This window comes from Pseudomonas sp. S30_BP2TU TE3576 (assembly GCF_050436025.1).
GTDB lineage: Bacteria > Pseudomonadota > Gammaproteobacteria > Pseudomonadales > Pseudomonadaceae > Aquipseudomonas.
The window spans coordinates 2,552,501-2,572,850 of the sequence record NZ_JBNDLK010000001.1 but is presented as its reverse complement, the minus strand read 5'-3'; the positions used below and the strand labels follow the sequence as shown (position 1 = coordinate 2,572,850).

Sequence of the window (20,350 nt, the reverse complement as noted above, 5' to 3'; positions counted from 1 at the left end):
TAACGAATGACTTTCGCGTGTTTGGTAATAAAGGACCCACAATAAAAGCTGATGAAGACTCCAAAACGCATTGAACCCCTGATCGAGGACGGTCTGGTCGACGAGGTGCTGCGCCCACTCATGAGTGGTAAAGAAGCAGCTGTTTATGTGGTGCGCTGCGGTAACCAGTTACGTTGCGCGAAGGTCTACAAGGAGGCGAACAAACGCAGTTTCCGTCAGGCGGCCGAGTACCAGGAAGGCCGCAAGGTGCGCAACAGCCGTCAGGCCCGGGCCATGGCCAAGGGTTCCAAATTCGGGCGCAAGGAAACCGAAGACGCCTGGCAGAACGCCGAAGTGGCGGCGCTGTTTCGCCTGGCCAATGCCGGTGTGCGGGTGCCCAAGCCGTATGACTTCCTTGAAGGCGTGCTGCTCATGGAGCTGGTGGCCGACGAGTACGGTGATGCCGCGCCGCGTCTGAATGATGTGGTGCTGGAGCCGGATCAGGCTCGCGAGTATCACGCGTATCTGATTTCCCAGATCGTGCTGATGCTGTGTACCGGACTGGTGCACGGCGACTTGTCCGAATTCAACGTGCTGTTGACGCCGACCGGCCCGGTGATCATCGACCTGCCGCAAGCGGTGGACGCGGCGGGCAACAACCACGCGTTCAGCATGCTGGAGCGCGACGTGGGCAACATGGCGTCCTACTTCGGGCGGTTTGCACCGGAGTTGAAGAAGACCAAGTACGCCAAGGAAATGTGGGCCTTGTACGAGGCTGGCACCTTGCACCCGGCCAGCGTCCTGACCGGCGAGTTCGCCGAATCGGAAGATCTGGCCGACGTGGGCGGCATCATGCGCGAAATCGAGGCCGCACGCCTGGATGAAGAACGCAAGCAAGCGGCACGCGCGGCGGACGATGCTCCACCGGGCAAGACCGAAGAACCGCCTCCACCGTGGATGCAGTGATCGGATAAAAAACCGGCTTCGGCCGGTTTTTTTGTGGGTTACAGATTCAATGTGACAGACACAATACCTGTGGGAGCGAGCTTGCTCGCGATGACGTCGGCACATCCAGCATTGATGTATCAGATACACCGCTTTCGCGAGCAAGCCCGCTCCCACAGGGAATAGCTTGCGATCAGGCACGGGCCGGGGTGGCACAGCAGCCCGATTCAAGGTTTTTCAGAATCGGACAATCCGGCCGATGATCGCCCTGACAGTGCTCAACCAGATCCTGCAATGTATCGCGCAATTGCCCCAGTTCACGGATCTTCTGGTTCAACTCATCGATATGCTGGCGGGCCAAAGCCTTCACATCGGCGCTGGCGCGTTGGCGGTCTTGCCAGAGCGTCAGCAACTTGCCGACTTCCTCCAGGGAAAACCCCAGGTCCCGCGAGCGCTTGATGAACGCCAGCGTGTGCAGGTCATCATCGCCGTACACCCGGTAACCGCTGTCGGTGCGATGGGCCGCCTTGAGCAGGCCAATGGACTCGTAGTAACGGATCATCTTTGCGCTCAGGCCACTGTGGCGGGCCGCTTGGCCGATGTTCATCGGTTGTCCTCCAGGTCCTTGGGTTTCCAGGTTTTCAACAGTAGCGCATTGCTCACCACGCTGACGCTCGACAACGCCATGGCCGCACCGGCCAGCACCGGGTTGAGCACGCCAAACACCGCGAGCGGAATGCCGATCAGGTTATAGACGAAGGCCCAGAACAGATTCTGGCGGATTTTTGCGTAGGTCTTGCGGCTGATCTCCAGTGCTGCGGGCACCAGTCGCGGATCGCCGCGCATCAGGGTAATGCCGGCCGCGTGCATGGCGACGTCGGTGCCGCCACCCATGGCGATGCCGATATCGGCGGCGGCCAGTGCCGGGGCGTCGTTGATGCCGTCGCCGACCATCGCCACCACAGCGGTTTTTTTCAACGCGGCGACCGTGGCGGCTTTGTCCGCCGGCAGCACTTCGGCATGCACATCGTGGATGCCCAGCGCCTGGGCCACCACGTTGGCGCTGCCACGATTATCACCGGTCAGTAGGTGGCTGCTGATACTCCGCGCGCTGAGTTGTTGCACCGCTTGCAGCGCGCCGGGCTTGAGGGTGTCACCGAAGGCGAACAGGCCCAGTACGCGTGGCTCGGGCTTTTGTTCGATCAACCAGGACAAGGTCCGGCCTTCGCTTTCCCACGCGATCGCCGAGCCGGCCAACAGCCCGGCGCTCAGGCCGTTGTCTTCCAGCAGGCGCCGATTGCCCAGGGCCAAGCGACGGCCCTCGAGACTGCCGGCGATGCCGCGCCCGGTCAGGGACTGGCTGTCGCTGACATTGGCCACCGTCAAATGGCGTTCGGCACAGGCATCCAGAACAGCCTTGGCCAGCGGATGCTCACTGCCGCGTTGCAGGGCGCCGGCCAATTGCAGCAGGCTGGCTTCATCACCGTCGATTGCGCTTAGATGAGCGATGCGCGGGGTGCCGGAGGTCAGGGTGCCGGTTTTGTCGAACACCACTGCGCTGACTTCATGGGCACGTTCCAGTGCTTCGGCGTCCTTGATCAGAATCCCGTAGCGTGCCGCGACGCCGGTGCCGGCCATGATCGCCGTCGGTGTGGCCAGGCCCAGGGCGCACGGGCAGGCGATCACCAGCACCGCCACGGCGTTGATCAGTGCGGTTTCCATCGGCGCACCATACAGCCACCAGCCGATCAGGGTTGCCAAGGCAATCAACAGCACGACAGGCACGAATACCTGGCTGACTTTATCCACCAGTTTCTGGATCGGCGCTTTTGCGGCCTGGGCGTCTTCTACCAGACGGATGATCCGCGCCAGCACGGTTTCCGCACCCAGGGCCTGGGTACGCACCAGCAACCGGCCTTCACCGTTGATCGCACCGCCGGTGACTTTGTCGCCGGGCTGCTTGGGCACCGGCAGGCTCTCGCCGCTGATCAGGGCTTCGTCGGCGTGGCTCTGGCCTTCAAGCACTTCGCCGTCCACCGGGAAGCGTTCGCCGGGTTTGACCATCACCAGATCATTGAGGCGCAGCGCACTGATGGCGACTTCTTGTTCGCGGCCATCGATCACCTGAATCGCCCGTTCCGGACGCAAGGCTTCGAGGGCGCGAATGGCGCTGGCGGTCTGGCGCTTGGCGCGGCTTTCCAGGTATTTGCCCAGCAGCACCAAGGCAATCACCACCGCCGAGGCTTCGAAATACAGATGCGGCATGCGCCCGGCGGCGGTGGCCCATTCGTACACGCTCAAGCCATAACCGGCGCTGGTGCCCAGGGCCACCAGCAAATCCATGTTGCCGGCCCCGGCGCGCACGGCTTTCCACGCGGCGACGTAAAACCGTGCGCCGAAGATGAATTGCACCGGCGTGGCCAAGGCGAACTGCACCCAGGCCGGGAGCATCCAGTGCACGCCGAATGGCTGTAGCAACATTGGCAACACCAGCGGCAAGGCGAGGGCAATGGCGATGATCAATGCCCGGCGTTCGCGATGCAGGCGCTGTTGCTGATTGTCGGTGGGGGGGTGTTCGGTTTCCCAGACGGTGGCGGTGTAGCCAGCCTTGGCCACCGCTGCGATCAAGGTTTGCGGATCGATCTGGCCGAGCAGTTCAAGGTGGGCGCGTTCGTTGGCCAGGTTGACGCTGACGCTTTTCACTCCCGCCACCTTGCCCAGCGCACGCTCGACGCGCCCGACGCAGGATGCGCAGGTCATGCCGTCGATGCTCAATTCCAGATTCTGTTGCGGCACGCTGTAGCCGGCCTTGGCCACGGCATCCATCAGGGCCGGCAAACTGTCACTGGGCGCTTGCACCCGCGCCTGTTCAGTGGCGAGGTTGACGCTGACGGCACTGGCGCCAATGACTTTGCTCAAGGCGCGCTCGACACGCCCGGCGCAACTGGCGCAGGTCATGCCGGCAATCGGCAGGTCGAACGTGGTGGATTCGGACATCGGTCGCACTCCCTGTAGTAGATGACCACAGGATCAACCTTGCCATGCTGGCAAGGTCAAGCACCAATCTGAAACGTGCCACTGATCCCTTGTGGGAGCGGGCTTGCTCGCGAAAGCGCCGTGTCAGTCGACATCAATGTTGCATGACACTCCGCCTTCGCGAGCAAGCCCGCTCCCACAGGGGGACAGGTGTCAGTAGCCGAGCTCTGCAAGCTTCAGATACATCCCTTCCTGCGTCATCGCGATCCGGTACTTGAGCACATCTCCGGCCTTGAGCTGGATATCCTGCGAACCCGGCGCGAGCATGCCCGGATTGCAACCCGGCACCTGGCCCGGCAGCAATTTGAGGCGCAGCGACACTTTGCCCGGCGGCAGGTTGAACGAGGTGCTCTGCTCCTGAAACAGCCGTGCCGCCAGTTGATCCTGGAGGTACACACCGATTTCGCAACTGGTCGCAACTTCCAGGCGCTCGCGGGAAATGATCAGCACGCCATAATCCTGAGCACCGGCAGCATTGGCCGAAGGCACGGCGGCGAAAAGGCTGAGAAAGCCAAACAGGCTGAAAACTGACCAGCGCATGGCTGAGTCTCCTGAGTTCGAGTCATTGATGGACGCAGCTTGGCCGAGCCCTGCGTCGATTGCCAGCCCGGCAGCAATCTTCAGAACTTGACCTTGCCATGGTGGCAAGCTCGAAACTGGGTTCAACCTCGGAAAAGGAGTCATCCCATGCAAGTGTTCAACGTTGAAGGCATGTCTTGTGGCCATTGCGTCAAGGCCATCACTCAGGCGGTCCAGGCCAAAGACCCGACGGCCAGTGTGCGGGTCGATCTGGCAGCCAGGGAGGTCGGAGTCGAAAGTGCGCTGAGCGCCGAGCAAGTGATCGAAGCGATCAGCGAAGAGGGTTACGGCGTCAAATTGGCCTGATTTTAATAGTTAGCGAGCTATCTTAATGTTCAAGGCGTCCATGCGCGGCTAGACTGTCGGCCTGCCGACTTCTGCCCCACTGGATGCCTGATGAACTTGCGTACCATTTTGATTCTCGGCGCCTTGAGCGCTTTCGGTCCGCTGGCGATCGATTTCTATCTGCCGGCCTTCCCGGCCATGGCACTGGCCTTCGGGACGGACGAAAATCACGTTCAGCTGACGTTGGCGGCATATTTCCTCGGCTTGTCGATTGGCCAACTGGCTTATGGCCCGGTGGCGGATCGTTTCGGACGACGCATTCCCTTGCTCACCGGCGTCGGTTTGTTTACCGCCGCCTCCCTGGCGTGTGCCTATGCACCGAACCTGGAATGGCTGATCGGTGCGCGTTTCATCCAGGCCTTGGGCGGCTGCGCAGGGATGGTGATTTCCCGGGCGGTGGTCAGCGACAAATGTGATGCGGTGGGTTCGGCGAAAGTCTTTTCGCAGTTGATGCTGGTGATGGGGCTGGCGCCGATCCTTGCACCAATGCTCGGCGGGCTGTTGGTCAACACCACGGGCTGGCAATCGATCTTTCTCGCCCTGACCGGTTTCAGTGCATTGGCAGGTTTGGCCGTTGCGCTCGGCTTGCCGGAAAGCCTGCCGGCCCATGTGCCGCGCCAACCGCTCACGGGTGCATTGCGGCAGTACGGGCGGCTGTTGACCGACCGGGTGTTCCTCGGCCATGCCCTGACCGGAGGCATCGCCATTGCCGGGATGTTTGCCTACATCGCCGGTTCACCGTTTGTGTTCATCAAGCTCTATGGTGTCCCGGCCGAGCATTTCGGCTGGCTGTTCGGCACCAACGCGGCGGGTTTCATTCTGGTGGCGCAGGTCAATGCACGATTGCTGGCCAAACGTGGCCCGGCGTTTTTGCTGGCGCGCGCCGTGTGGGTTTACCTGGCGGCAGGCCTGACGTTGCTCGCGGTCTGCTCCCTGCACACCGCACAACTGTGGCCGGTGCTGCTCCCGTTGTTCATCTGCATTGCCAGCCTCGGCTGCATCCTGCCCAACGCCTCAGCCTGTGCAATGAGCGGTCAGGGCGCGCGGGCGGGCAGCGCTTCGGCAATGCTTGGCTTCCTGCAATTCAGCGTGGCCGCGGGTGCTGCCGTGCTGGTGGGCGTATTGCACGACGGCAGCGCTGTGCCGATGGCCATGGTCATCAGCCTGTGTGGAATTCTGGTGGTGAGCGCGGCGCTGCTTACCCGGCGTTTGCAAAATGCCCGGGCGCTGGCACAAGCGCAGGTTTAAGGCCGGAGTCAGCCGGCGGCACGCTGCGGGTTGAGGATGGGAATCTGGTGAGGGGCCTGGATGCGGGCTTCAAGGGTACGCGTGAAAGCGCGAGCTTCTGCTTCGCTGCGGAACGTCACAGCATGTTGGTCTAAGCGAACTTGCCACTGGGATTTTGCCAGTTCTTTTATCAGGATCTTCACAACTGAATTCCTCTCGTAAAAGATGTCTCGTAAAAGACGTTACGCAAAAGACTGCCTCGCAGGAGATTCGATTGTAGTCCTGAATACGAGCACCATTGTGACAAGGATCAACTGTCGGACTGACGGTTTGTAACTGAAAAAAATACGGCTTTTCGAGGGTGCCCACAGGGGCTGTCTGCGACCGGGGCTTCCCGGTCGCAGATGGACAACAGCAGAAGGCGATGAAATCACCGATGGTTTTTTTCAGCGCTTCAGAACCCTTCCAGCACAATCTTGCCCTTGGCTTTGCCGCTTTCCAGCAGGGCATGGGCACGGCGCAAATTGGTAGCATTGATCGTGCCGAAGTGTTCGCCCACCGTGGTTTTCAGGGTCCCGGCATCGATCAGCCAGGCGACGCGATTGAGCAGGTTGTGCTGTTCGATCATGTCTGCGGTTTCAAACAGCGAGCGGGTGTACATGAACTCCCAGTGCAGTGACAGGCTCTTGCGTTTGAGCTTGGTCACGTCCAGCGCCTTGGGGTCATCGATCAGCGCGAGCTTGCCCTGAGGTGCCAATGCCTCGACCAGTTGGTCCAGGTGCTGGTCGGTCTGGGTCAGGCTGGCGACGTGGGTCACCTGGTCCACACCGGCACGCTTGAGTGCTTCGCTCAGTGGCTGGCTATGGTCGATCACCAGATCGGCACCCAGCTCCTTCACCCAGCTTTGGGTCTGCGCACGCGAAGCGGTACCGATGACTTTCAGGGCAGTCAACTGGTGAGCCAGCTGCGTGAGAATCGAGCCCACGCCGCCTGCCGCGCCGACGATCAACAGGCTCTGGCCTTCGTCGGTTTTGCCTTCGCGCACTTGCAGGCGTTCGAACAACAGTTCCCACGCCGTGATCGCGGTGAGCGGCAGGGCGGCGGCCTCGGCGAAACCAAGGGTGTTCGGCATGTGGCCGACAATGCGTTCGTCCACCACATGCAATTCGCTGTTGCCGCCCGCACGGGCGATGGAGCCGGCGTAAAACACCTTGTCGCCGACCGTGAACAGCGTCACGTCACTGCCCACGGCCTTGACCACGCCAGCTACGTCCCAGCCCAGCACCTTGGCCGCACCGCCTTCGGGCTGGGCGTTTTGGCGCACCTTGGTGTCCACCGGGTTGACCGAGATGGCTTTGACTTCCACCAGCAAGTCGCGAGGGCCGGCAACCGGCTCTGGCAACTCGATGTCTTGCAGGGCTTTGTCATCACTGATCGGTAACGAGGCGTAATAGGCAATGGCTTTCATGGGCGGCTCCTGAACACTAATAAAGAAGAGATTCGATGAGGCGGATGATTGGCTATTTCTCCTGAAGATAAAACCGGCTAAAAGAGCAGTCTCTTTCAATATTTTTTTGATAATCGGTGTTCTTGATGCTGCGTTTCGATGACTTGCAATTGTTTGTCCGGGCGGCGGACCTGGGCAGTCTGTCGGCCGCCGCGCGGGGCATGGACATGTCGGCGGCGGTGGCCAGTGCGGCGCTCAAGCGCATCGAACAACAGCTCGGCGCCCGTTTGTTGGCCCGTTCGACCCGCAGCCTGCGCCTGACCGCCGAAGGCGAGGGCTTTCTCGAATACGCCCGCGCGGCACTGAGCAATCTGGACGAGGGCCGGCGTTTGCTGGCGAGCGGCCAGGACCAGGTCAGCGGGATTCTGCAACTGTCGGCGCCGTCGGACTTTGGCCGCAATCTGCTGCTGCCCTGGCTGGACGAGTTTCAACGCGAGCATCCGAAACTTACCGTACGCCTGCTGCTGGGGGACCGCATCGCCGACCTGTTTCGCCAACCGGTAGACATTGCCTTGCGCTACGGTGAACCGGAGGACTCCAGCCTGGTGGCACTGCCCATCGCCCCGCAGAACCGTCGAGTGTTGTGCGCCGCTCCCGGCTATCTGGCCCGGCATGGCGAGCCCCGGCATCTGGAGCAACTGGCGCAGCACAATTGCCTGTTGTACATGCTCGGCAGCCGGGTCCACGATCACTGGAGTTTTCACGACGGCAAACGCGAAGTCAGCCTCACCGTCAGTGGCGATCGCTTCAGTGACGATGCCGATGTCGTGCGCCTGTGGGCCTTGGCGGGTGCCGGGATCGCTTACAAATCCTGGCTCGATGTCGCCGCCGATGTACTGGCCGGACGCCTGAAAGTGCTGATGCCGGAGCTGCTCTGTGAGCGTGCACCGCTGAATCTGTTGTGCGCCCATCGCGCACAATTGAGTAAGCCGGTGAAGCTATTGCGCGAAATGCTTGCCAGCCGATGCACCCGATTGAGCAGTCAATTTCCGGGCTTATCGGATATCGATCATTAGTCGCACGAAAAAAGAGAAATTTCCCTCAGGAACGATCACCACCTATGCCGGGCAGAGGGCAGGAACCGGCGATCAACCCGCATATACTAGCGCCCGCCATCATGTACGTAGCGTCGATCCCGCAACGGCGGGTACACGTTCGAGTCGGCCCGGCTGTGCGCGGTCAACTTTCTGACCTGCGCAGCATCGGCCAGGCAGCGCCAATGTGTGAACAAGGCGCTGCCGGGTTTATGGCAGTTTCCACGGATTGGCCGACGACACATTACTGGTCACGATGTCTCTGGGCAGTAGACGAAACGATTCAACAGGGAGTGAATACATGGAACATGCACCTTGCATCAGCCAGATCGCCACATTGCTGGCTGACCCAAAGCGCAGCGCAATGATGTGGGCCTTGATGGACGGTTCGGCGCGAGCAACCGAAGAGCTGGCATTGCTGGCCGGCCTGTCGCCGTCTTCGGCCAGTGCACACCTGGGACGTTTGTCCGCCGGAGGCCTGCTGAGGGTTGAAAACCGCGGCCGCAAACGCTTTTTCCGCCTGGCCGCTCCCGAAGTCGGGGCGGCAATCGAAGCGCTGGCCAGCGCGACTCTCGCCAGCGCACCCCTGGACATTCCGGACGTCTTCAAGCGCAATGCGCCTCTGGCCAAACCCCGGGCGCTGCGTTCGTCATTGCTGAGTGCCCGACTGTGCGACGATCACCTGGGGGGCACCCTGTCCGCCGATCTGTATCAGCAATTACTGGAGGCTGGCTGGATAGAGCAGTTTGATCAGCGGGTCACGGTCACGCTCAAGGGCGCGACGGAGTTGGCGGCACGGGGCGTGTTCATCCAGGCGCTGGCCCATCACAACGGCAGGGTTGCCTGCGCGTGCCCTGACTGGAGTGAAAGACGCCCGCACATGGGCGGCTCTCTGGGCGCGGCATTGTTGCAACTGTTCATGCAGTCGGGTTGGCTGAGCCTGCCCAACGATTCCAGAGCCTTGCAGGTGACCGCCTCCGGGCAACGCGAGATCCACCGCTTTGCCAAGGAAAGCGAGCTGGAAATGGCGCTGTAGCACACCGTTGCGGGAGCGAAAAAACGCGCTCCCGCCGGGCGCTTCAGCACTGAGCCTTACGGCTTCACCAACCGCGCATCGAGGCTGTTCTGCGCCAGGCGCCGGGCCTGATCCTGGGTCATGCCCAGGTGGGTGTGCAGCGCATGGAAGTTCTCGGTGACATAGCCGCCGAAGTACGCCGGGTCATCGGAGTTCACGGTCACTTTTACGCCGCGTTCCAGCATGTCGAGAATGTTGTGCTGCGACATGTGATCGAACACGCAAAGCTTGGTGTTCGACAATGGGCACACGGTCAGCGGGATCTGCTCGTCGATGATTCGCTGCATCAGGCGCTCGTCTTCGATGGCGCGCACACCATGGTCGATGCGCTGGATCTTCAGCAGGTCGATGGCTTCCCAGATGTACTCGGGCGGGCCTTCTTCACCGGCGTGGGCGACGGTCAGGAAGCCTTCGTGACGGGCACGGTCGAACACACGCTGGAACTTGCTCGGCGGGTGTCCCATCTCGGAGCTGTCCAGGCCCACGGCGACGAACGCATCGCGGAACGGCAGCGCCTGGTCGAGGGTTTTCTGGGCTTCGTCTTCACTCAGGTGACGCAGGAAGCTCAGGATCAAACCACTGGTGATGCCCAGTTGCTGCTCACCATCCTTCAGTGCGGCGGCGATGCCGTTGAGCACCACTTCGAACGGGATGCCACGGTCGGTGTGGGTCTGCGGGTCGAAGAACGGCTCGGTGTGAATCACGTTCTGCTCTTTGCAGCGCAGCAGGTAGGCCCAGGTCAGGTCATAAAAGTCCTGGGACGTGCGCAGTACATCGGCACCCCGGTAATACAGGTCGAGGAACTCCTGCAGGTTGTTGAAGGCATACGCCTTGCGCAAGGTTTCGACGTCGTTCCATGGCAGGGCAATCTTGTTGCGCTCGGCCAGAGTGAACAACAGTTCGGGTTCCAGCGAGCCTTCCAGGTGCAGGTGCAATTCTGCCTTGGGCAGGGCGTTCAGCCAGTCGTACATGATTGTTTTCTCATCAGGTGCAATGGTCGCCATTCTACAGAGTGTTGCCGCAACAATTGGTAAAACCTGACCGGCCGGTTCATCACTCGCTCTTCAGCACCGCTTTCGGCCCGAAGTACGCCATGTCCGAAGCGTAGCCCACGGCATAGACCCCGCGACGTTCGGTGGCCTGGATCCGCGCCGGGCTGTCGGTGTGCTGGAACACCACGTCCACGCCCTGATCGATCAGCGGGGCGTAGGCACTGGCAGTCAGGCAGGCGCTCAGGCCGATGGCCGACGCAACGGCGCAAAGCAGCTTCGTCAACGGACGGTTATGCATGAGTTTTGACTCCATTTTGTTGTGAGGTTGGCTGGACTCTTGCGCCTGCACAGGGCTATGCAAACGGCTGACCAACAGGACAACAAAACTTGAAACCGCGGTGTTGCCATCGCGAGCCTGCTCGCGATAGGTTCGTGAAGTCCGATAAAAGTGCATGTCCTGGCACGGCTGCCACCCACTGGTGCGCTAAGGCAAGATCAGACTGAGTTGCTGGCGGAAAAGGTCGGTGATCCCTGAAACCGACGCCATCGAAGGCATGACTCACTTCGTGTTGTTTGCGACGTTCATCATGTTGTCGCTGCTTGGGCTTTGAGCCCTCCACAAAACCAATGTGGGAGCGGGCTTGCTCGCGAAAGCGGTGTGCCAGTCACATAAATTTCGACTGATACACCGCCTTCGCGAGCAAGCCCGCTCCCACAGTTTTAATCGGTGTTGTATCAGGTTCCAGCAATCAACTGCCGCGCCGCCTGGCTGTGATCCGCAATCAAACTCTTCAGGTCCAGCCCCTCGACCTGCCCGTCAATCACCCGCCACTTGCCGCCGACCATCACCCGGTCCGCGCGATCGGCGCCGCACAGCAGCAGGGCCGAGACCGGATCATGGCTGCCGGAGAAGCGCAGTTCATCGAGCTTGAACAGGGCCAGGTCAGCCTGCTTGCCTACTGCCAACTCGCCGATATCGGTACGACCCAACAGGCTGGCCGAGCCTTTGGTCGCCCAGCCGAGCACGCGCTCCGGGGTGATTTTCTCGGCGCCGTAGCGCAGACGCTGGATGTACACAGCGCCTGGCGCGCTTCGAGCATCATGTTCGAGGCATCGTTGGACGCCGAACCGTCCACGCCCAAACCAAGCAAGGCACCGGCATCGGTCAGCTCGATGCTCGGGCAGATGCCGGAGGCCAGGCGCATGTTCGAACTCGGGCAATGGCAAATGCCGGTCCCGGCGGCGCCGAGGCGGGCGATTTCATCCGGGTTGAAATGGATGCCGTGGGCCAACCAGGTACGCGGGCCGAGCCAGCCGACACTGTCCAGATAGTCCACGGTGCGCAGGCCGAAGCGCTGCAGGCAGAAATCCTCTTCGTCGAGGGTTTCTGCCAGGTGGGTGTGCAGGCGCACGTCGAGTTTGTTCGCCAGCTCGGCACTGGCCGACATGATTTCCGGCGTCACCGAGAACGGCGAGCACGGTGCCAGAGCGATCTGGATTTGCGCGCCGTCACCACGTTCGTGGTACTCAGTGATCAGCCGCTGGCTATCGGCGAGGATCACTTCGCCTTCCTGCACGGTCTGTTGCGGCGGCAGGCCACCGTCCTTTTCACCGAGGCTCATGGAACCGCGGGTCAGCATGGCGCGCATGCCCAGTTCGCGGACGCTTTCGACTTGCACGTCGATCGCGTTTTCCAGACCTTCCGGGAACAGGTAGTGATGGTCGGCCGCGGTGGTGCAACCGGACAGCAGCAATTCGGCCAGCGCGACTTTGGTGGCGAGGGCGAGTTTTTCCGGAGTCAGGCGTGCCCAGACCGGGTACAGGGTTTTCAGCCAGGGAAACAGCGGCTGATTGACCACCGGCGCCCAGGCACGGGTCAGGGTTTGATAGAAGTGGTGATGGGTGTTGATCAGCCCTGGCAGGATCACATGCTCGCGGGCATCGAACACTTGATTGCACGGTGCGGACGGTTGTTGGCCGGTGCCGAGTACTTCGACGATCAAGCCATCTTGCAGCACCAGACCGCCACGGGCATCGAGACCGTTGGCTGTGAAAATGGCGAGGGGATTTTTTAACCAGGTACGGGTCGCAGGCATGTTGGCCGGCTCCTCTGAAAGTAGGGTTCAGGGTTGCCAGCTCAGTGTTGCCCTGTCTGCTGATCCAGGTTCGCCGGGGAGGCGAGGTGTGCAGTGTCGATCAAAACTGCATTGCGGGCAAGTCTCTCCCGGCCAGGCAATGAGTAACCCTGTGGGAGCGGGCTTGCTCGCGAAGGCGGTGTAACTACAACGTTGATGTTGGCTGACACTACGCTTTCGCGAGCAAGCCCGCTCCCACATTTTGATCTGAGGTGTTACCAGGGAATGGTTTCGCCCCGGTAATTGATGAAGTGATGCCCACCCTTGCCAACATACGCATTCACCTGATCAACCAGGCCACGGGTACTGGTTTCCACGTCGATGTCCGCGCCTTCGCCACCCATGTCGGTTTTCACCCAGCCCGGGTGTAGCGACAGCACAGTGATACTGGTTTCGCCCAACTGGGTGACGAAGCTGTTGGTCATGGAATTCAGTGCCGCCTTGCTGGCCTTGTACAGTGCCAGTTCCGGCGCATCGGGCATGGTCACGCTGCCCAGTACCGAGCTCATGAACGCCAGCACACCGCTGTCCGGGCGTATTTGCTCGACAAAACGCTGGGCCAGGTTGATCGGCGCCACGGCGTTGGTGAAAAACAGCTGACCGACTTCGGCCATCGTCGCGCCACCGTTTGGCGTCTGGACCTCCGGCCCTTTGACCCCGGCATTGACAAACAACAGGTCAAACACCTCGCCCTTCAGTTGTTGGCTCAGCGCGATCACCGCTTGCTGATCGTCCATGTCGAGCTTTTCGATCCGCACCTTGCCCAGGGCCTGCAAGGCTTCGGCTCTTTGCGGATCGCGCACGGTGGCGGTGACTTGCCAGCCATCGGCCAACAGGTTTTTCACCAGCCCGAGGCCAAGCCCCCGGGAGGCACCGATGATGAGTGCGGTTTTTGCCTTGGACATGATTGGCTTCCTTGAAGATTCAAAGTCGTGGATTCAATGGACACTGTTGCCCGAGCCGTTGTTGCAACTCATCGCGCAGTGCGCCGAGTTCGGCCATGCGGGCTTCGATCAGTTTGAGATTGTCTTGCAGCAATTGCGTGATGGCGCTCGCCTGGGCTAATTCACCAATGCGCATCATGACGTCTCGAAGGGGCTTGACCCTGGAGCATACTCCAGGCTTTAGCCTTGTTGCTCCCTGAATTGATGGAGCAATATCGATGTGGACTACAACGCAATATCGCCGGTTGGTGCAAGGCAGTGCCTGGTACGACCTGATCGTGACGGTCGCGTTTGTCACGCCGTGGAGTTTTGCGGCGTTGCATGGGGTTTTGACGGGTGTGAGCCAGGCGTTGAGTTTGCCCGGAGAGCTGCCGTCGTTCGAACCGGTGCACATGTTGATGGCGAATCTGCTGGGGTCGATTGTCTGCGTATGGGCGGTGCTGCGGATTCGTGATCCACAGCAAATTTATGGGCGATATGACTCGGTCGCGAGATTTCTGTTTTCGGCATGGCAGGCTTATGCCCTTGCCCATGGCGCGAGTTCGCTGCTGGTGGTTTTTCTGATTTTTGAATTGGCGTGGGGCGTCGCTCAGGTACTGCCTGTTCGGCAGCCATCGCGAGCAGACTTACCTGCTGGTTCCGCGGTTTAGCAGGTGCGTTTCTGCGCCACGGCACCACTTAAGGGCAAGGTCTTGGAGCAGGCTCCGAATTTGCCCGTTGCGATTTGGTTAAAAAACGAACAGTTGGCTGCAAGCCATGCCTGATCGGGTGTCGAGAGGGCCATGAACGGGTTATCCACAGATTGCTCCACAGTATTTGTGCGCAAGCTCAAAGCGTGGGCATAAGCATTGAGCAGCTTTCTTCTAATGGCGATAAACCGTCGTAACTGTTTGTATTTGTTTGAATTTGATGTTCTTGATGGCAGATTGGACGAAAAATGAGCAAAGTCCGCAAAGCCGTATGACAGAAGGGTTGCAGCCGAATGTGCTCAGGTTATCCACAGCCGGGTGCACAGTAGATGTGGGCAAATATGGAATAAGTGGAAAAGCGGCGTGCCCCAAAAGATCGCAGCACGATCCCATGTAGGAGCTGCCGAAGGCTGCGATCTTTTGCTCCTGTTTTTAGCGCTGCAAGAGAATACGTCCACGACTCAAATCGGCCAGCTGTGACTGCAAGGTATCGATTTGCGCATCGCCTACAGCCAACTGCAGCTCGACACCATTGGCGGTGAAGGATTCATCCACAACCAATCCCCCCGCCTGCTCCACACGAAGCTTGACCAGGGCCAACTCGGCAAACCCGCAAGCGCAACGCAGCGGCACCCGACTGATCAGCTCAATCTTTGGTGCCGCTTGCAGGCATTTATTCGCACCACCGCCATAGGCCCGGGCGAGCCCCCCGGTGCCCAGTTGGATGCCGCCATACCAGCGAATTACCAGCACCGCGACCTGATCGCAATCCTGTGCCTCTATCGCCGCCAGAATCGGCCGGCCAGCCGTACCGCCGGGCTCGCCATCATCGGTGCTGCGATACTGGTCGCCAAGCTTCCACGCCCAGCAGTTGTGCGAGGCATTCAAGTCACTGTGCTGTTCAATGAACGCCCGGGCTTCGGCCGGGCTGGAGATTGGCGCGGCGAAGGTAATGAAGCGGCTCTTGCGAATCTCTTCGCGGTATTCGCATAAACCGCTGAGGGTAAAAGGCATACGTACCTGAAATGGCTACTTAAATGGCAGGTGTCAGGCCGCAGCCCTTGAGAATGATGCGGATCAGGTTGTTGCCAGCCTCTTCCATGTCTTGCCTGGTCAACCTGGTACGCCCGGTGACGCGGCAGATCTGCGTGGCGAAATCGGCGTAATGCTGGGTGCTGCCCCACAAGAGGAAGATCAGATGCACCGGATCGACCGGGTCCATTTTGCCCGCGTCGATCCAGGCCTGGAACACGCCCGCACGGCCCTGGAACCAGGCGCGATAATCCTGGTTGAAATACTCGGTCAGGCATTCACCGCCGCTGATGACTTCCATCGCAAAAATCCGCGAGGCTTGCGGCTGGCGGCGGGAGAACTCCATTTTGGCGCGAATGTAGCGGGTCAAGGCCTCGCTCGGATCATCCTCGGCCGTGAGGGTGTTGAAGGTGCTGTCCCACAACTCGATGATGTTGCTCAGCACCGCCACATACAAACCGAGTTTGTTGGTGAAGTAATAATGCAGGTTTGCTTTGGGCAGCCCGGCGTTCTGGGCGATGGTGTTCATGCTCGTGCCTTTATATCCGTGACGGGCGAACTCGTCTTCGGCGGCTTTGATGATGGTCTCTTCGTTTTTCTGACGAATGCGGCTGACGGGTTTTCCGCCGTGGGCTGGGACTTCAAAGGTCATAAGCACTTCCGAACTGGTGGATGGGACGGCCTGTGCGTTGATAACGTACCCACCGGCTTCAGACAAGTCCTCACGCAATAAAACCCTACACCACAATCAATTGTGGGAGCGGGCTTGCTCGCGAAGAGGCCGTGTCAGTCGATATCTGCATAACTGACCCACCGCCTTCGCGAGCAAGCCCGCTCCCACAGTTTTCAACGCGTCGCCGCGAGACTCTCGAGAAAACTCTCCAGCACCAGATGAGGTCGACGCCCCTTGCGTGTGACCGACGCCAGGCTCAGGTCATAGAAGCGCGTTTTGGGTTTCAACGCTCGCAACCGGCCTTGCTGCACCCAAAGGCTCGCGTAGTGATCCGGCAGATAACCGATATAGCGTCCGGTCAGGATCAGGAAAGCCATGCCTTCGCGGTCCGACGCACTGGCGGTGCATTTGAGCGCTTGATAGTGGGCCTGGATATCCGCCGGCAAACGGAAAGTGGGCGCGATGGCGTCCTGGCTGTTCAGGCGTTCGTTGTCCAGTTGCTTGTCGTCGACATAAAACAGTGGATGGCCGACTGCGCAGTACAACAGCGAACGTTCGCTATACAGCGGTTGATACTCCAGCCCCGACAGTGCGCTGGCCTGCGGCACCACGCCGACATGCAGACGACCGTCGAGTACGCCTTGTTCGACTTCATTGGGCGCGATCATGCGGATCTGGATCTGAACGTCCGGGCCGCGCTCTTTCAATTGCGCGAGGGCATGGGTGATGCGCATGTGGGGCAGGGTGACCAGGTTGTCCGTCAAACCAATGATCAATTCCCCACGCAAGTGCTGGTGCAGGCCGTTGACCTCGGTGCGGAAGCTTTCCAGTGCACTTAACAGTTGTAACGCCGATTGATAAACCTCGCGGCCTTCTTCGGTCAGCGAAAACCCGGCACGCCCGCGTTGGCACAGACGCAATCCGAGGCGTTGTTCCAGATCACTCATTTGCTGGCTGATCGCCGAGCGACCGATGCCCAGAACGGTTTCCGCCGCGGAAAAGCCGCCGCATTCCACCACGCTGCGAAAGATCTTCAGCAGGCGAATATCAAAGTCGCTGACCTGGGCCAGCGGATCGGGACGGCGAGTGCTCATGCGTGTTACTCAAAAGTTTAGTAATGGGCTGACTGAACATTAGAAAAGTTGCATTTCACCGACTTTATCCCCGTGGCAATTTAGCTGCAACAACGGTCTTTAATCCCTACGCCGCTTATTGCCTTGCGAGGTTTCGCCCATGAACGTGCCTGAAAACGCCCCGACTTCCCTGGCCAGCCAGCTCAAGCTCGATGCCCACTGGATGCCTTACACCGCCAACCGTAACTTCCAGCGCGACCCACGCCTGATCGTTGGCGCCGAAGGCAGCTGGCTGATAGACGACAAGGGCCGCAAAGTCTATGACTCGCTGTCGGGTTTGTGGACCTGTGGCGCCGGGCACACCCGCAAGGAAATCCAGGAAGCGGTCGCCAAGCAACTGGGCACCCTCGATTACTCGCCAGGCTTCCAGTACGGCCATCCGCTGTCGTTCCAACTGGCTGAGAAAATCACCGACCTGACGCCGGGCAACCTGAACCATGTGTTCTTCACCGACTCGGGTTCCGAGTGTGCTGACACTGCCGTGAAGATGGTTCGTGCTTACTGGCGCCTGAAGGGCCAGTCGACCAAGACCAAAATGATCGGCCGTGCCCGTGGCTACCACGGTGTGAACATCGCTGGCACCAGCCTTGGTGGCGTGAACGGCAACCGCAAACTGTTCGGTCAGGCGATGATGGACGTCGACCACCTGCCGCACACCTTGCTGGCAAGCAATGCTTACTCCCGTGGCATGCCGGAGCAGGGGGGCATCGCCCTGGCTGACGAACTGCTGAAGCTGATCGAACTGCATGACGCGTCGAACATCGCGGCAGTATTTGTCGAGCCATTGGCTGGTTCCGCTGGCGTGCTGGTTCCGCCACAGGGTTACCTCAAGCGTCTGCGTGAAATCTGCGATCAGCACAACATCCTGCTGGTGTTCGACGAAGTGATCACCGGTTTCGGCCGCACCGGCACCATGTTCGGCGCCACCACCTTCGGCGTGACCCCGGACCTGATGTGCATCGCCAAGCAAGTCACCAACGGCGCGATCCCGATGGGCGCGGTGATTGCCAGCTCCGAGATCTACCAGACGTTCATGAATCAGCCGACACCTGAATACGCGGTTGAATTCCCGCATGGCTACACCTATTCCGCACACCCGGTGGCTTGCGCCGCGGGCCTGGCAGCGCTCGACCTGCTGCAAAAGGAAAACCTGGTGCAGAGCGTGGCTGAAGTCGCCCCGCATTTCGAAAATGCGCTACATGGCCTGAAGGGCACCAAGAACATCATCGACATCCGCAACTACGGCCTGGCCGGCGCGATCCAGATTGCTGCGCGTGACGGCGACGCCATCGTGCGTCCTTTCGAAGCCGGCATGGCGCTGTGGAAAGCCGGGTTCTACGTCCGCTTCGGCGGCGACACCCTGCAGTTCGGCCCAACGTTCAACAGCAAGCCGCAGGACCTGGATCGCCTGTTCGATGCGGTCGGCGAAGTGCTGAGCAAGATCGACTGATTTCTCTTTCTATATACATATAAACAACGGGCGCCCCGAAGCGGGCGCCTGTGGACAACTTTTCAGGAGCTTCCATGAGCGTTATTCCGCATTTGATCAATGGCGAACTGGTGACCGAGAACGGTCGCGCGGTCGATGTGTTCAACCCGTCTACTGGCCAGGCCATTCACAAGTTGCCGCTGGCGACCCGCGAAACCATCCAGAGCGCCATCGATGCGGCCAAGGCTGCATTCCCGGCCTGGCGCAACACGCCGCCGGCCAAGCGTGCCCAAGTGATGTTCCGCTTCAAGCAACTGCTGGAGCAGAACGAAGCGCGCATCGCCCAACTGATCAGCGAAGAGCACGGCAAGACTCTGGAAGATGCTGCCGGTGAACTGAAGCGCGGCATCGAGAACGTCGAATTCGCTTGTGCGGCTCCGGAAATCCTCAAGGGTGAATACAGCCGTAACGTCGGCCCGAACATTGATGCCTGGTCTGACTTCCAGCCGCTGGGCGTAGTGGCCGGTATCACACCGTTCAACTTCCCGGCCATGGTGCCACTGTGGATGTACCCGCTGGCGATCGTCTGCGGCAACTGCTTCATCCTCAAACCATCCGAGCGTGATCCGAGCTCGACACTGTTGATCGCGCAACTACTGCTTGAAGCCGGTCTGCCGAAAGGTGTGCTGAGCGTGGTGCACGGTGACAAGACTGCAGTGGATGCACTGATCGAAGCGCCGGAAGTCAAAGCGCTGAGCTTCGTCGGTTCGACGCCGATTGCTGAATACATCTATTCCGAAGGCACCAAACGCGGCAAACGCGTTCAGGCCCTGGGCGGTGCGAAGAACCACGCCGTGCTGATGCCGGATGCAGACCTGGACAATGCCGTCAGCGCACTGATGGGCGCTGCATACGGTTCCTGCGGTGAGCGTTGCATGGCGATCTCGGTGGTCGTGTGCGTGGGTGATCAGGTGGCCGATGCACTGGTGGCCAAACTGGTTCCGCAAATCAAGGCACTGAAAATCGGTGCTGGTACCAACTGCGGTCTGGACATGGGACCACTGGTGACTGGCCAGGCTCGCGACAAGGTCAGCGGTTATGTAGAAGACGGCGTAGCCGCCGGCGCGAAACTGGTAGTGGATGGTCGTGGCCTGACTGTGGCGGGTCACGAGGAAGGCTTCTTCCTGGGTGGTTGCCTGTTCGACAACGTCACGCCAGAAATGCGTATCTATAAAGAAGAGATCTTCGGGCCGGTGTTGTGCGTTGTTCGGGTCAACAGCCTGGAAGAAGCCATGCAACTGATCAACGATCACGAGTATGGCAACGGCACGTGCATCTTCACCCGTGACGGCGAAGCGGCGCGGTTGTTCTGCGACGAGATCGAAGTCGGCATGGTCGGCGTCAACGTACCGTTGCCGGTGCCGGTGGCTTATCACAGCTTCGGTGGCTGGAAGCGTTCGTTGTTCGGCGACTTGCATGCTTATGGCCCGGATGGTGTGCGTTTCTACACCCGCCGCAAAGCCATCACCCAGCGCTGGCCGCAGCGAGCGAGCCATGAAGCTTCGCAGTTCGCCTTCCCTAGCTTGTAAGTAGAAG

General features: G+C 60.2%; 19 protein-coding genes and 2 pseudogenes. 8 read left to right on the top strand and 13 right to left on the bottom strand.

Translation table 11 applies throughout. The features are described 5' to 3' along the window. Nucleotides 1-51: 51 nt before the first annotated feature. On the top strand, nucleotides 52-945 hold the full coding sequence (locus tag ABIA48_RS11710; RefSeq protein WP_007991318.1) for a PA4780 family RIO1-like protein kinase: 894 nt from the start codon (nucleotides 52-54) through the stop codon (nucleotides 943-945). A 172-nt stretch (nucleotides 946-1,117) separates the two neighbouring features. Here ABIA48_RS11710 and cueR read toward each other — a convergent pair whose 3' ends face one another. From cueR to ABIA48_RS11695, 3 genes are all read right to left on the bottom strand, one after another. Continuing rightward, nucleotides 1,118-1,531, bottom strand: a complete 414-nt coding sequence (cueR, locus tag ABIA48_RS11705) for a Cu(I)-responsive transcriptional regulator (protein WP_007991319.1) — start codon at nucleotides 1,529-1,531, stop codon at nucleotides 1,118-1,120. Further along, nucleotides 1,528-3,921 carry a heavy metal translocating P-type ATPase gene (locus tag ABIA48_RS11700; protein WP_429488762.1) on the bottom strand — a complete coding sequence of 798 codons (2,394 nt, stop codon included), beginning with the start codon at nucleotides 3,919-3,921 and terminating at the stop codon, nucleotides 1,528-1,530. The genes cueR and ABIA48_RS11700 overlap by 4 nt, the downstream gene beginning before the upstream one ends. A 192-nt stretch (nucleotides 3,922-4,113) precedes the next feature. After that, nucleotides 4,114-4,500 carry a hypothetical protein gene (locus ABIA48_RS11695; RefSeq protein WP_429488760.1) on the bottom strand — a complete coding sequence of 129 codons (387 nt, stop codon included), beginning with the start codon at nucleotides 4,498-4,500 and terminating at the stop codon, nucleotides 4,114-4,116. 147 nt (nucleotides 4,501-4,647) lie between these two features. Between ABIA48_RS11695 and ABIA48_RS11690 the strand changes: the two genes are divergently transcribed. Continuing rightward, on the top strand, nucleotides 4,648-4,845 hold the full coding sequence (locus ABIA48_RS11690) for a heavy-metal-associated domain-containing protein (RefSeq protein ID WP_429488758.1): 198 nt from the start codon (nucleotides 4,648-4,650) through the stop codon (nucleotides 4,843-4,845). Between the two features lie 90 nt (nucleotides 4,846-4,935). After that, complete coding sequence (locus ABIA48_RS11685) at nucleotides 4,936-6,132, top strand: multidrug effflux MFS transporter (protein WP_429488756.1); 1,197 nt, start codon at nucleotides 4,936-4,938, stop codon at nucleotides 6,130-6,132. A gap of 8 nt (nucleotides 6,133-6,140) precedes the next feature. Here the strand turns inward: ABIA48_RS11685 and ABIA48_RS11680 are convergent, their stop codons facing one another. Both ABIA48_RS11680 and ABIA48_RS11675 read right to left on the bottom strand, forming a co-directional pair. Next, complete coding sequence (locus tag ABIA48_RS11680) at nucleotides 6,141-6,314, bottom strand: hypothetical protein (protein ID WP_007991330.1); 174 nt, start codon at nucleotides 6,312-6,314, stop codon at nucleotides 6,141-6,143. Nucleotides 6,315-6,565: 251 nt separating this feature from the next. Then, nucleotides 6,566-7,579, bottom strand: coding sequence for a zinc-binding alcohol dehydrogenase family protein (locus ABIA48_RS11675; protein ID WP_310064204.1), 1,014 nt, complete (start codon nucleotides 7,577-7,579; stop codon nucleotides 6,566-6,568). A 125-nt stretch (nucleotides 7,580-7,704) separates the two neighbouring features. On the opposite strand from ABIA48_RS11675, the gene ABIA48_RS11670 reads away from it, so the two are divergent. Beyond that, entirely contained in the window at nucleotides 7,705-8,634 is a 930-nt protein-coding gene (locus tag ABIA48_RS11670) for a LysR family transcriptional regulator (RefSeq protein ID WP_204933446.1), read from the top strand. Between the two features lie 319 nt (nucleotides 8,635-8,953). Continuing rightward, complete coding sequence (locus ABIA48_RS11665) at nucleotides 8,954-9,688, top strand: ArsR/SmtB family transcription factor (RefSeq protein WP_429488753.1); 735 nt, start codon at nucleotides 8,954-8,956, stop codon at nucleotides 9,686-9,688. Nucleotides 9,689-9,744: 56 nt separating this feature from the next. Here the strand turns inward: ABIA48_RS11665 and ABIA48_RS11660 are convergent, their stop codons facing one another. The 5 genes and pseudogenes from ABIA48_RS11660 to ABIA48_RS11640 all read right to left on the bottom strand — a co-directional run bounded on the left by ABIA48_RS11660 (nucleotide 9,745) and on the right by ABIA48_RS11640 (nucleotide 13,937). Beyond that, a complete protein-coding gene (locus tag ABIA48_RS11660) occupies nucleotides 9,745-10,698 on the bottom strand; it encodes an adenosine deaminase (protein ID WP_007991339.1) in 954 nt (317 codons plus the stop codon). A gap of 88 nt (nucleotides 10,699-10,786) precedes the next feature. After that, nucleotides 10,787-10,945 (bottom strand): annotated as a pseudogene (locus tag ABIA48_RS11655) (BMP family ABC transporter substrate-binding protein); the annotation flags it as partial. A gap of 509 nt (nucleotides 10,946-11,454) precedes the next feature. Next, nucleotides 11,455-12,815 (bottom strand): annotated as a pseudogene (locus ABIA48_RS11650) (8-oxoguanine deaminase). 254 nt (nucleotides 12,816-13,069) lie between these two features. Beyond that, nucleotides 13,070-13,759 (bottom strand): SDR family oxidoreductase, encoded by a 690-nt coding sequence (locus tag ABIA48_RS11645; RefSeq protein WP_429488751.1) that lies wholly within the window; start codon nucleotides 13,757-13,759, stop codon nucleotides 13,070-13,072. Between the two features lie 19 nt (nucleotides 13,760-13,778). Beyond that, a complete protein-coding gene (locus ABIA48_RS11640; RefSeq protein WP_429492975.1) occupies nucleotides 13,779-13,937 on the bottom strand; it encodes a hypothetical protein in 159 nt (52 codons plus the stop codon). A 79-nt stretch (nucleotides 13,938-14,016) separates the two neighbouring features. Here ABIA48_RS11640 and ABIA48_RS11635 point away from each other — a divergent pair, with 79 nt between their 5' ends. Further along, nucleotides 14,017-14,448: a hypothetical protein gene (locus ABIA48_RS11635; RefSeq protein ID WP_429488749.1), complete on the top strand. Its 432-nt coding sequence runs from the start codon at nucleotides 14,017-14,019 to the stop codon at nucleotides 14,446-14,448. A gap of 471 nt (nucleotides 14,449-14,919) precedes the next feature. Here the strand turns inward: ABIA48_RS11635 and ABIA48_RS11630 are convergent, their stop codons facing one another. The 3 genes from ABIA48_RS11630 to ABIA48_RS11620 all read right to left on the bottom strand — a co-directional run bounded on the left by ABIA48_RS11630 (nucleotide 14,920) and on the right by ABIA48_RS11620 (nucleotide 17,286). Further along, nucleotides 14,920-15,501 carry an IMPACT family protein gene (locus ABIA48_RS11630; protein WP_429488747.1) on the bottom strand — a complete coding sequence of 194 codons (582 nt, stop codon included), beginning with the start codon at nucleotides 15,499-15,501 and terminating at the stop codon, nucleotides 14,920-14,922. A 19-nt stretch (nucleotides 15,502-15,520) separates the two neighbouring features. Further along, nucleotides 15,521-16,171, bottom strand: coding sequence for a TetR/AcrR family transcriptional regulator (locus ABIA48_RS11625; RefSeq protein ID WP_429488743.1), 651 nt, complete (start codon nucleotides 16,169-16,171; stop codon nucleotides 15,521-15,523). A 194-nt stretch (nucleotides 16,172-16,365) separates the two neighbouring features. Next, a complete protein-coding gene (locus tag ABIA48_RS11620) occupies nucleotides 16,366-17,286 on the bottom strand; it encodes a LysR family transcriptional regulator (protein ID WP_429488741.1) in 921 nt (306 codons plus the stop codon). Between the two features lie 139 nt (nucleotides 17,287-17,425). On the opposite strand from ABIA48_RS11620, the gene ABIA48_RS11615 reads away from it, so the two are divergent. Together ABIA48_RS11615 and ABIA48_RS11610 are read left to right on the top strand one after the other, a co-directional pair. Continuing rightward, nucleotides 17,426-18,775, top strand: a complete 1,350-nt coding sequence (locus ABIA48_RS11615; RefSeq protein ID WP_007991357.1) for an aspartate aminotransferase family protein — start codon at nucleotides 17,426-17,428, stop codon at nucleotides 18,773-18,775. 74 nt (nucleotides 18,776-18,849) lie between these two features. Next, nucleotides 18,850-20,343 (top strand): CoA-acylating methylmalonate-semialdehyde dehydrogenase, encoded by a 1,494-nt coding sequence (locus ABIA48_RS11610; RefSeq protein ID WP_429488739.1) that lies wholly within the window; start codon nucleotides 18,850-18,852, stop codon nucleotides 20,341-20,343. The last annotated feature ends 7 nt before the right edge of the window (nucleotides 20,344-20,350 follow it).

What these genes read in the sequence shown, in the direction of transcription:
- ABIA48_RS11615 (WP_007991357.1), top strand. Translation starts at nt 17,426, where the DNA reads ATGAACGTGCCTGAAAACGCCCCGACTTCCCTGGCCAGCCAGCTCAAG.
- ABIA48_RS11660 (WP_007991339.1), bottom strand. Translation starts at nt 10,698, where the DNA reads ATGTACGACTGGCTGAACGCCCTGCCCAAGGCAGAATTGCACCTGCAC.
- ABIA48_RS11645 (WP_429488751.1), bottom strand. Translation starts at nt 13,759, where the DNA reads ATGTCCAAGGCAAAAACCGCACTCATCATCGGTGCCTCCCGGGGGCTT.
- ABIA48_RS11610 (WP_429488739.1), top strand. Translation starts at nt 18,850, where the DNA reads ATGAGCGTTATTCCGCATTTGATCAATGGCGAACTGGTGACCGAGAAC.
- ABIA48_RS11635 (WP_429488749.1), top strand. Translation starts at nt 14,017, where the DNA reads ATGTGGACTACAACGCAATATCGCCGGTTGGTGCAAGGCAGTGCCTGG.
- ABIA48_RS11640 (WP_429492975.1), bottom strand. Translation starts at nt 13,937, where the DNA reads ATGATGCGCATTGGTGAATTAGCCCAGGCGAGCGCCATCACGCAATTG.
- ABIA48_RS11620 (WP_429488741.1), bottom strand. Translation starts at nt 17,286, where the DNA reads ATGAGCACTCGCCGTCCCGATCCGCTGGCCCAGGTCAGCGACTTTGAT.
- ABIA48_RS11630 (WP_429488747.1), bottom strand. Translation starts at nt 15,501, where the DNA reads ATGCCTTTTACCCTCAGCGGTTTATGCGAATACCGCGAAGAGATTCGC.
- ABIA48_RS11695 (WP_429488760.1), bottom strand. Translation starts at nt 4,500, where the DNA reads ATGCGCTGGTCAGTTTTCAGCCTGTTTGGCTTTCTCAGCCTTTTCGCC.
- ABIA48_RS11685 (WP_429488756.1), top strand. Translation starts at nt 4,936, where the DNA reads ATGAACTTGCGTACCATTTTGATTCTCGGCGCCTTGAGCGCTTTCGGT.
- ABIA48_RS11700 (WP_429488762.1), bottom strand. Translation starts at nt 3,921, where the DNA reads ATGTCCGAATCCACCACGTTCGACCTGCCGATTGCCGGCATGACCTGC.
- ABIA48_RS11710 (WP_007991318.1), top strand. Translation starts at nt 52, where the DNA reads ATGAAGACTCCAAAACGCATTGAACCCCTGATCGAGGACGGTCTGGTC.
- ABIA48_RS11675 (WP_310064204.1), bottom strand. Translation starts at nt 7,579, where the DNA reads ATGAAAGCCATTGCCTATTACGCCTCGTTACCGATCAGTGATGACAAA.
- ABIA48_RS11625 (WP_429488743.1), bottom strand. Translation starts at nt 16,171, where the DNA reads ATGACCTTTGAAGTCCCAGCCCACGGCGGAAAACCCGTCAGCCGCATT.
- cueR (WP_007991319.1), bottom strand. Translation starts at nt 1,531, where the DNA reads ATGAACATCGGCCAAGCGGCCCGCCACAGTGGCCTGAGCGCAAAGATG.
- ABIA48_RS11665 (WP_429488753.1), top strand. Translation starts at nt 8,954, where the DNA reads ATGGAACATGCACCTTGCATCAGCCAGATCGCCACATTGCTGGCTGAC.
- ABIA48_RS11690 (WP_429488758.1), top strand. Translation starts at nt 4,648, where the DNA reads ATGCAAGTGTTCAACGTTGAAGGCATGTCTTGTGGCCATTGCGTCAAG.
- ABIA48_RS11670 (WP_204933446.1), top strand. Translation starts at nt 7,705, where the DNA reads ATGCTGCGTTTCGATGACTTGCAATTGTTTGTCCGGGCGGCGGACCTG.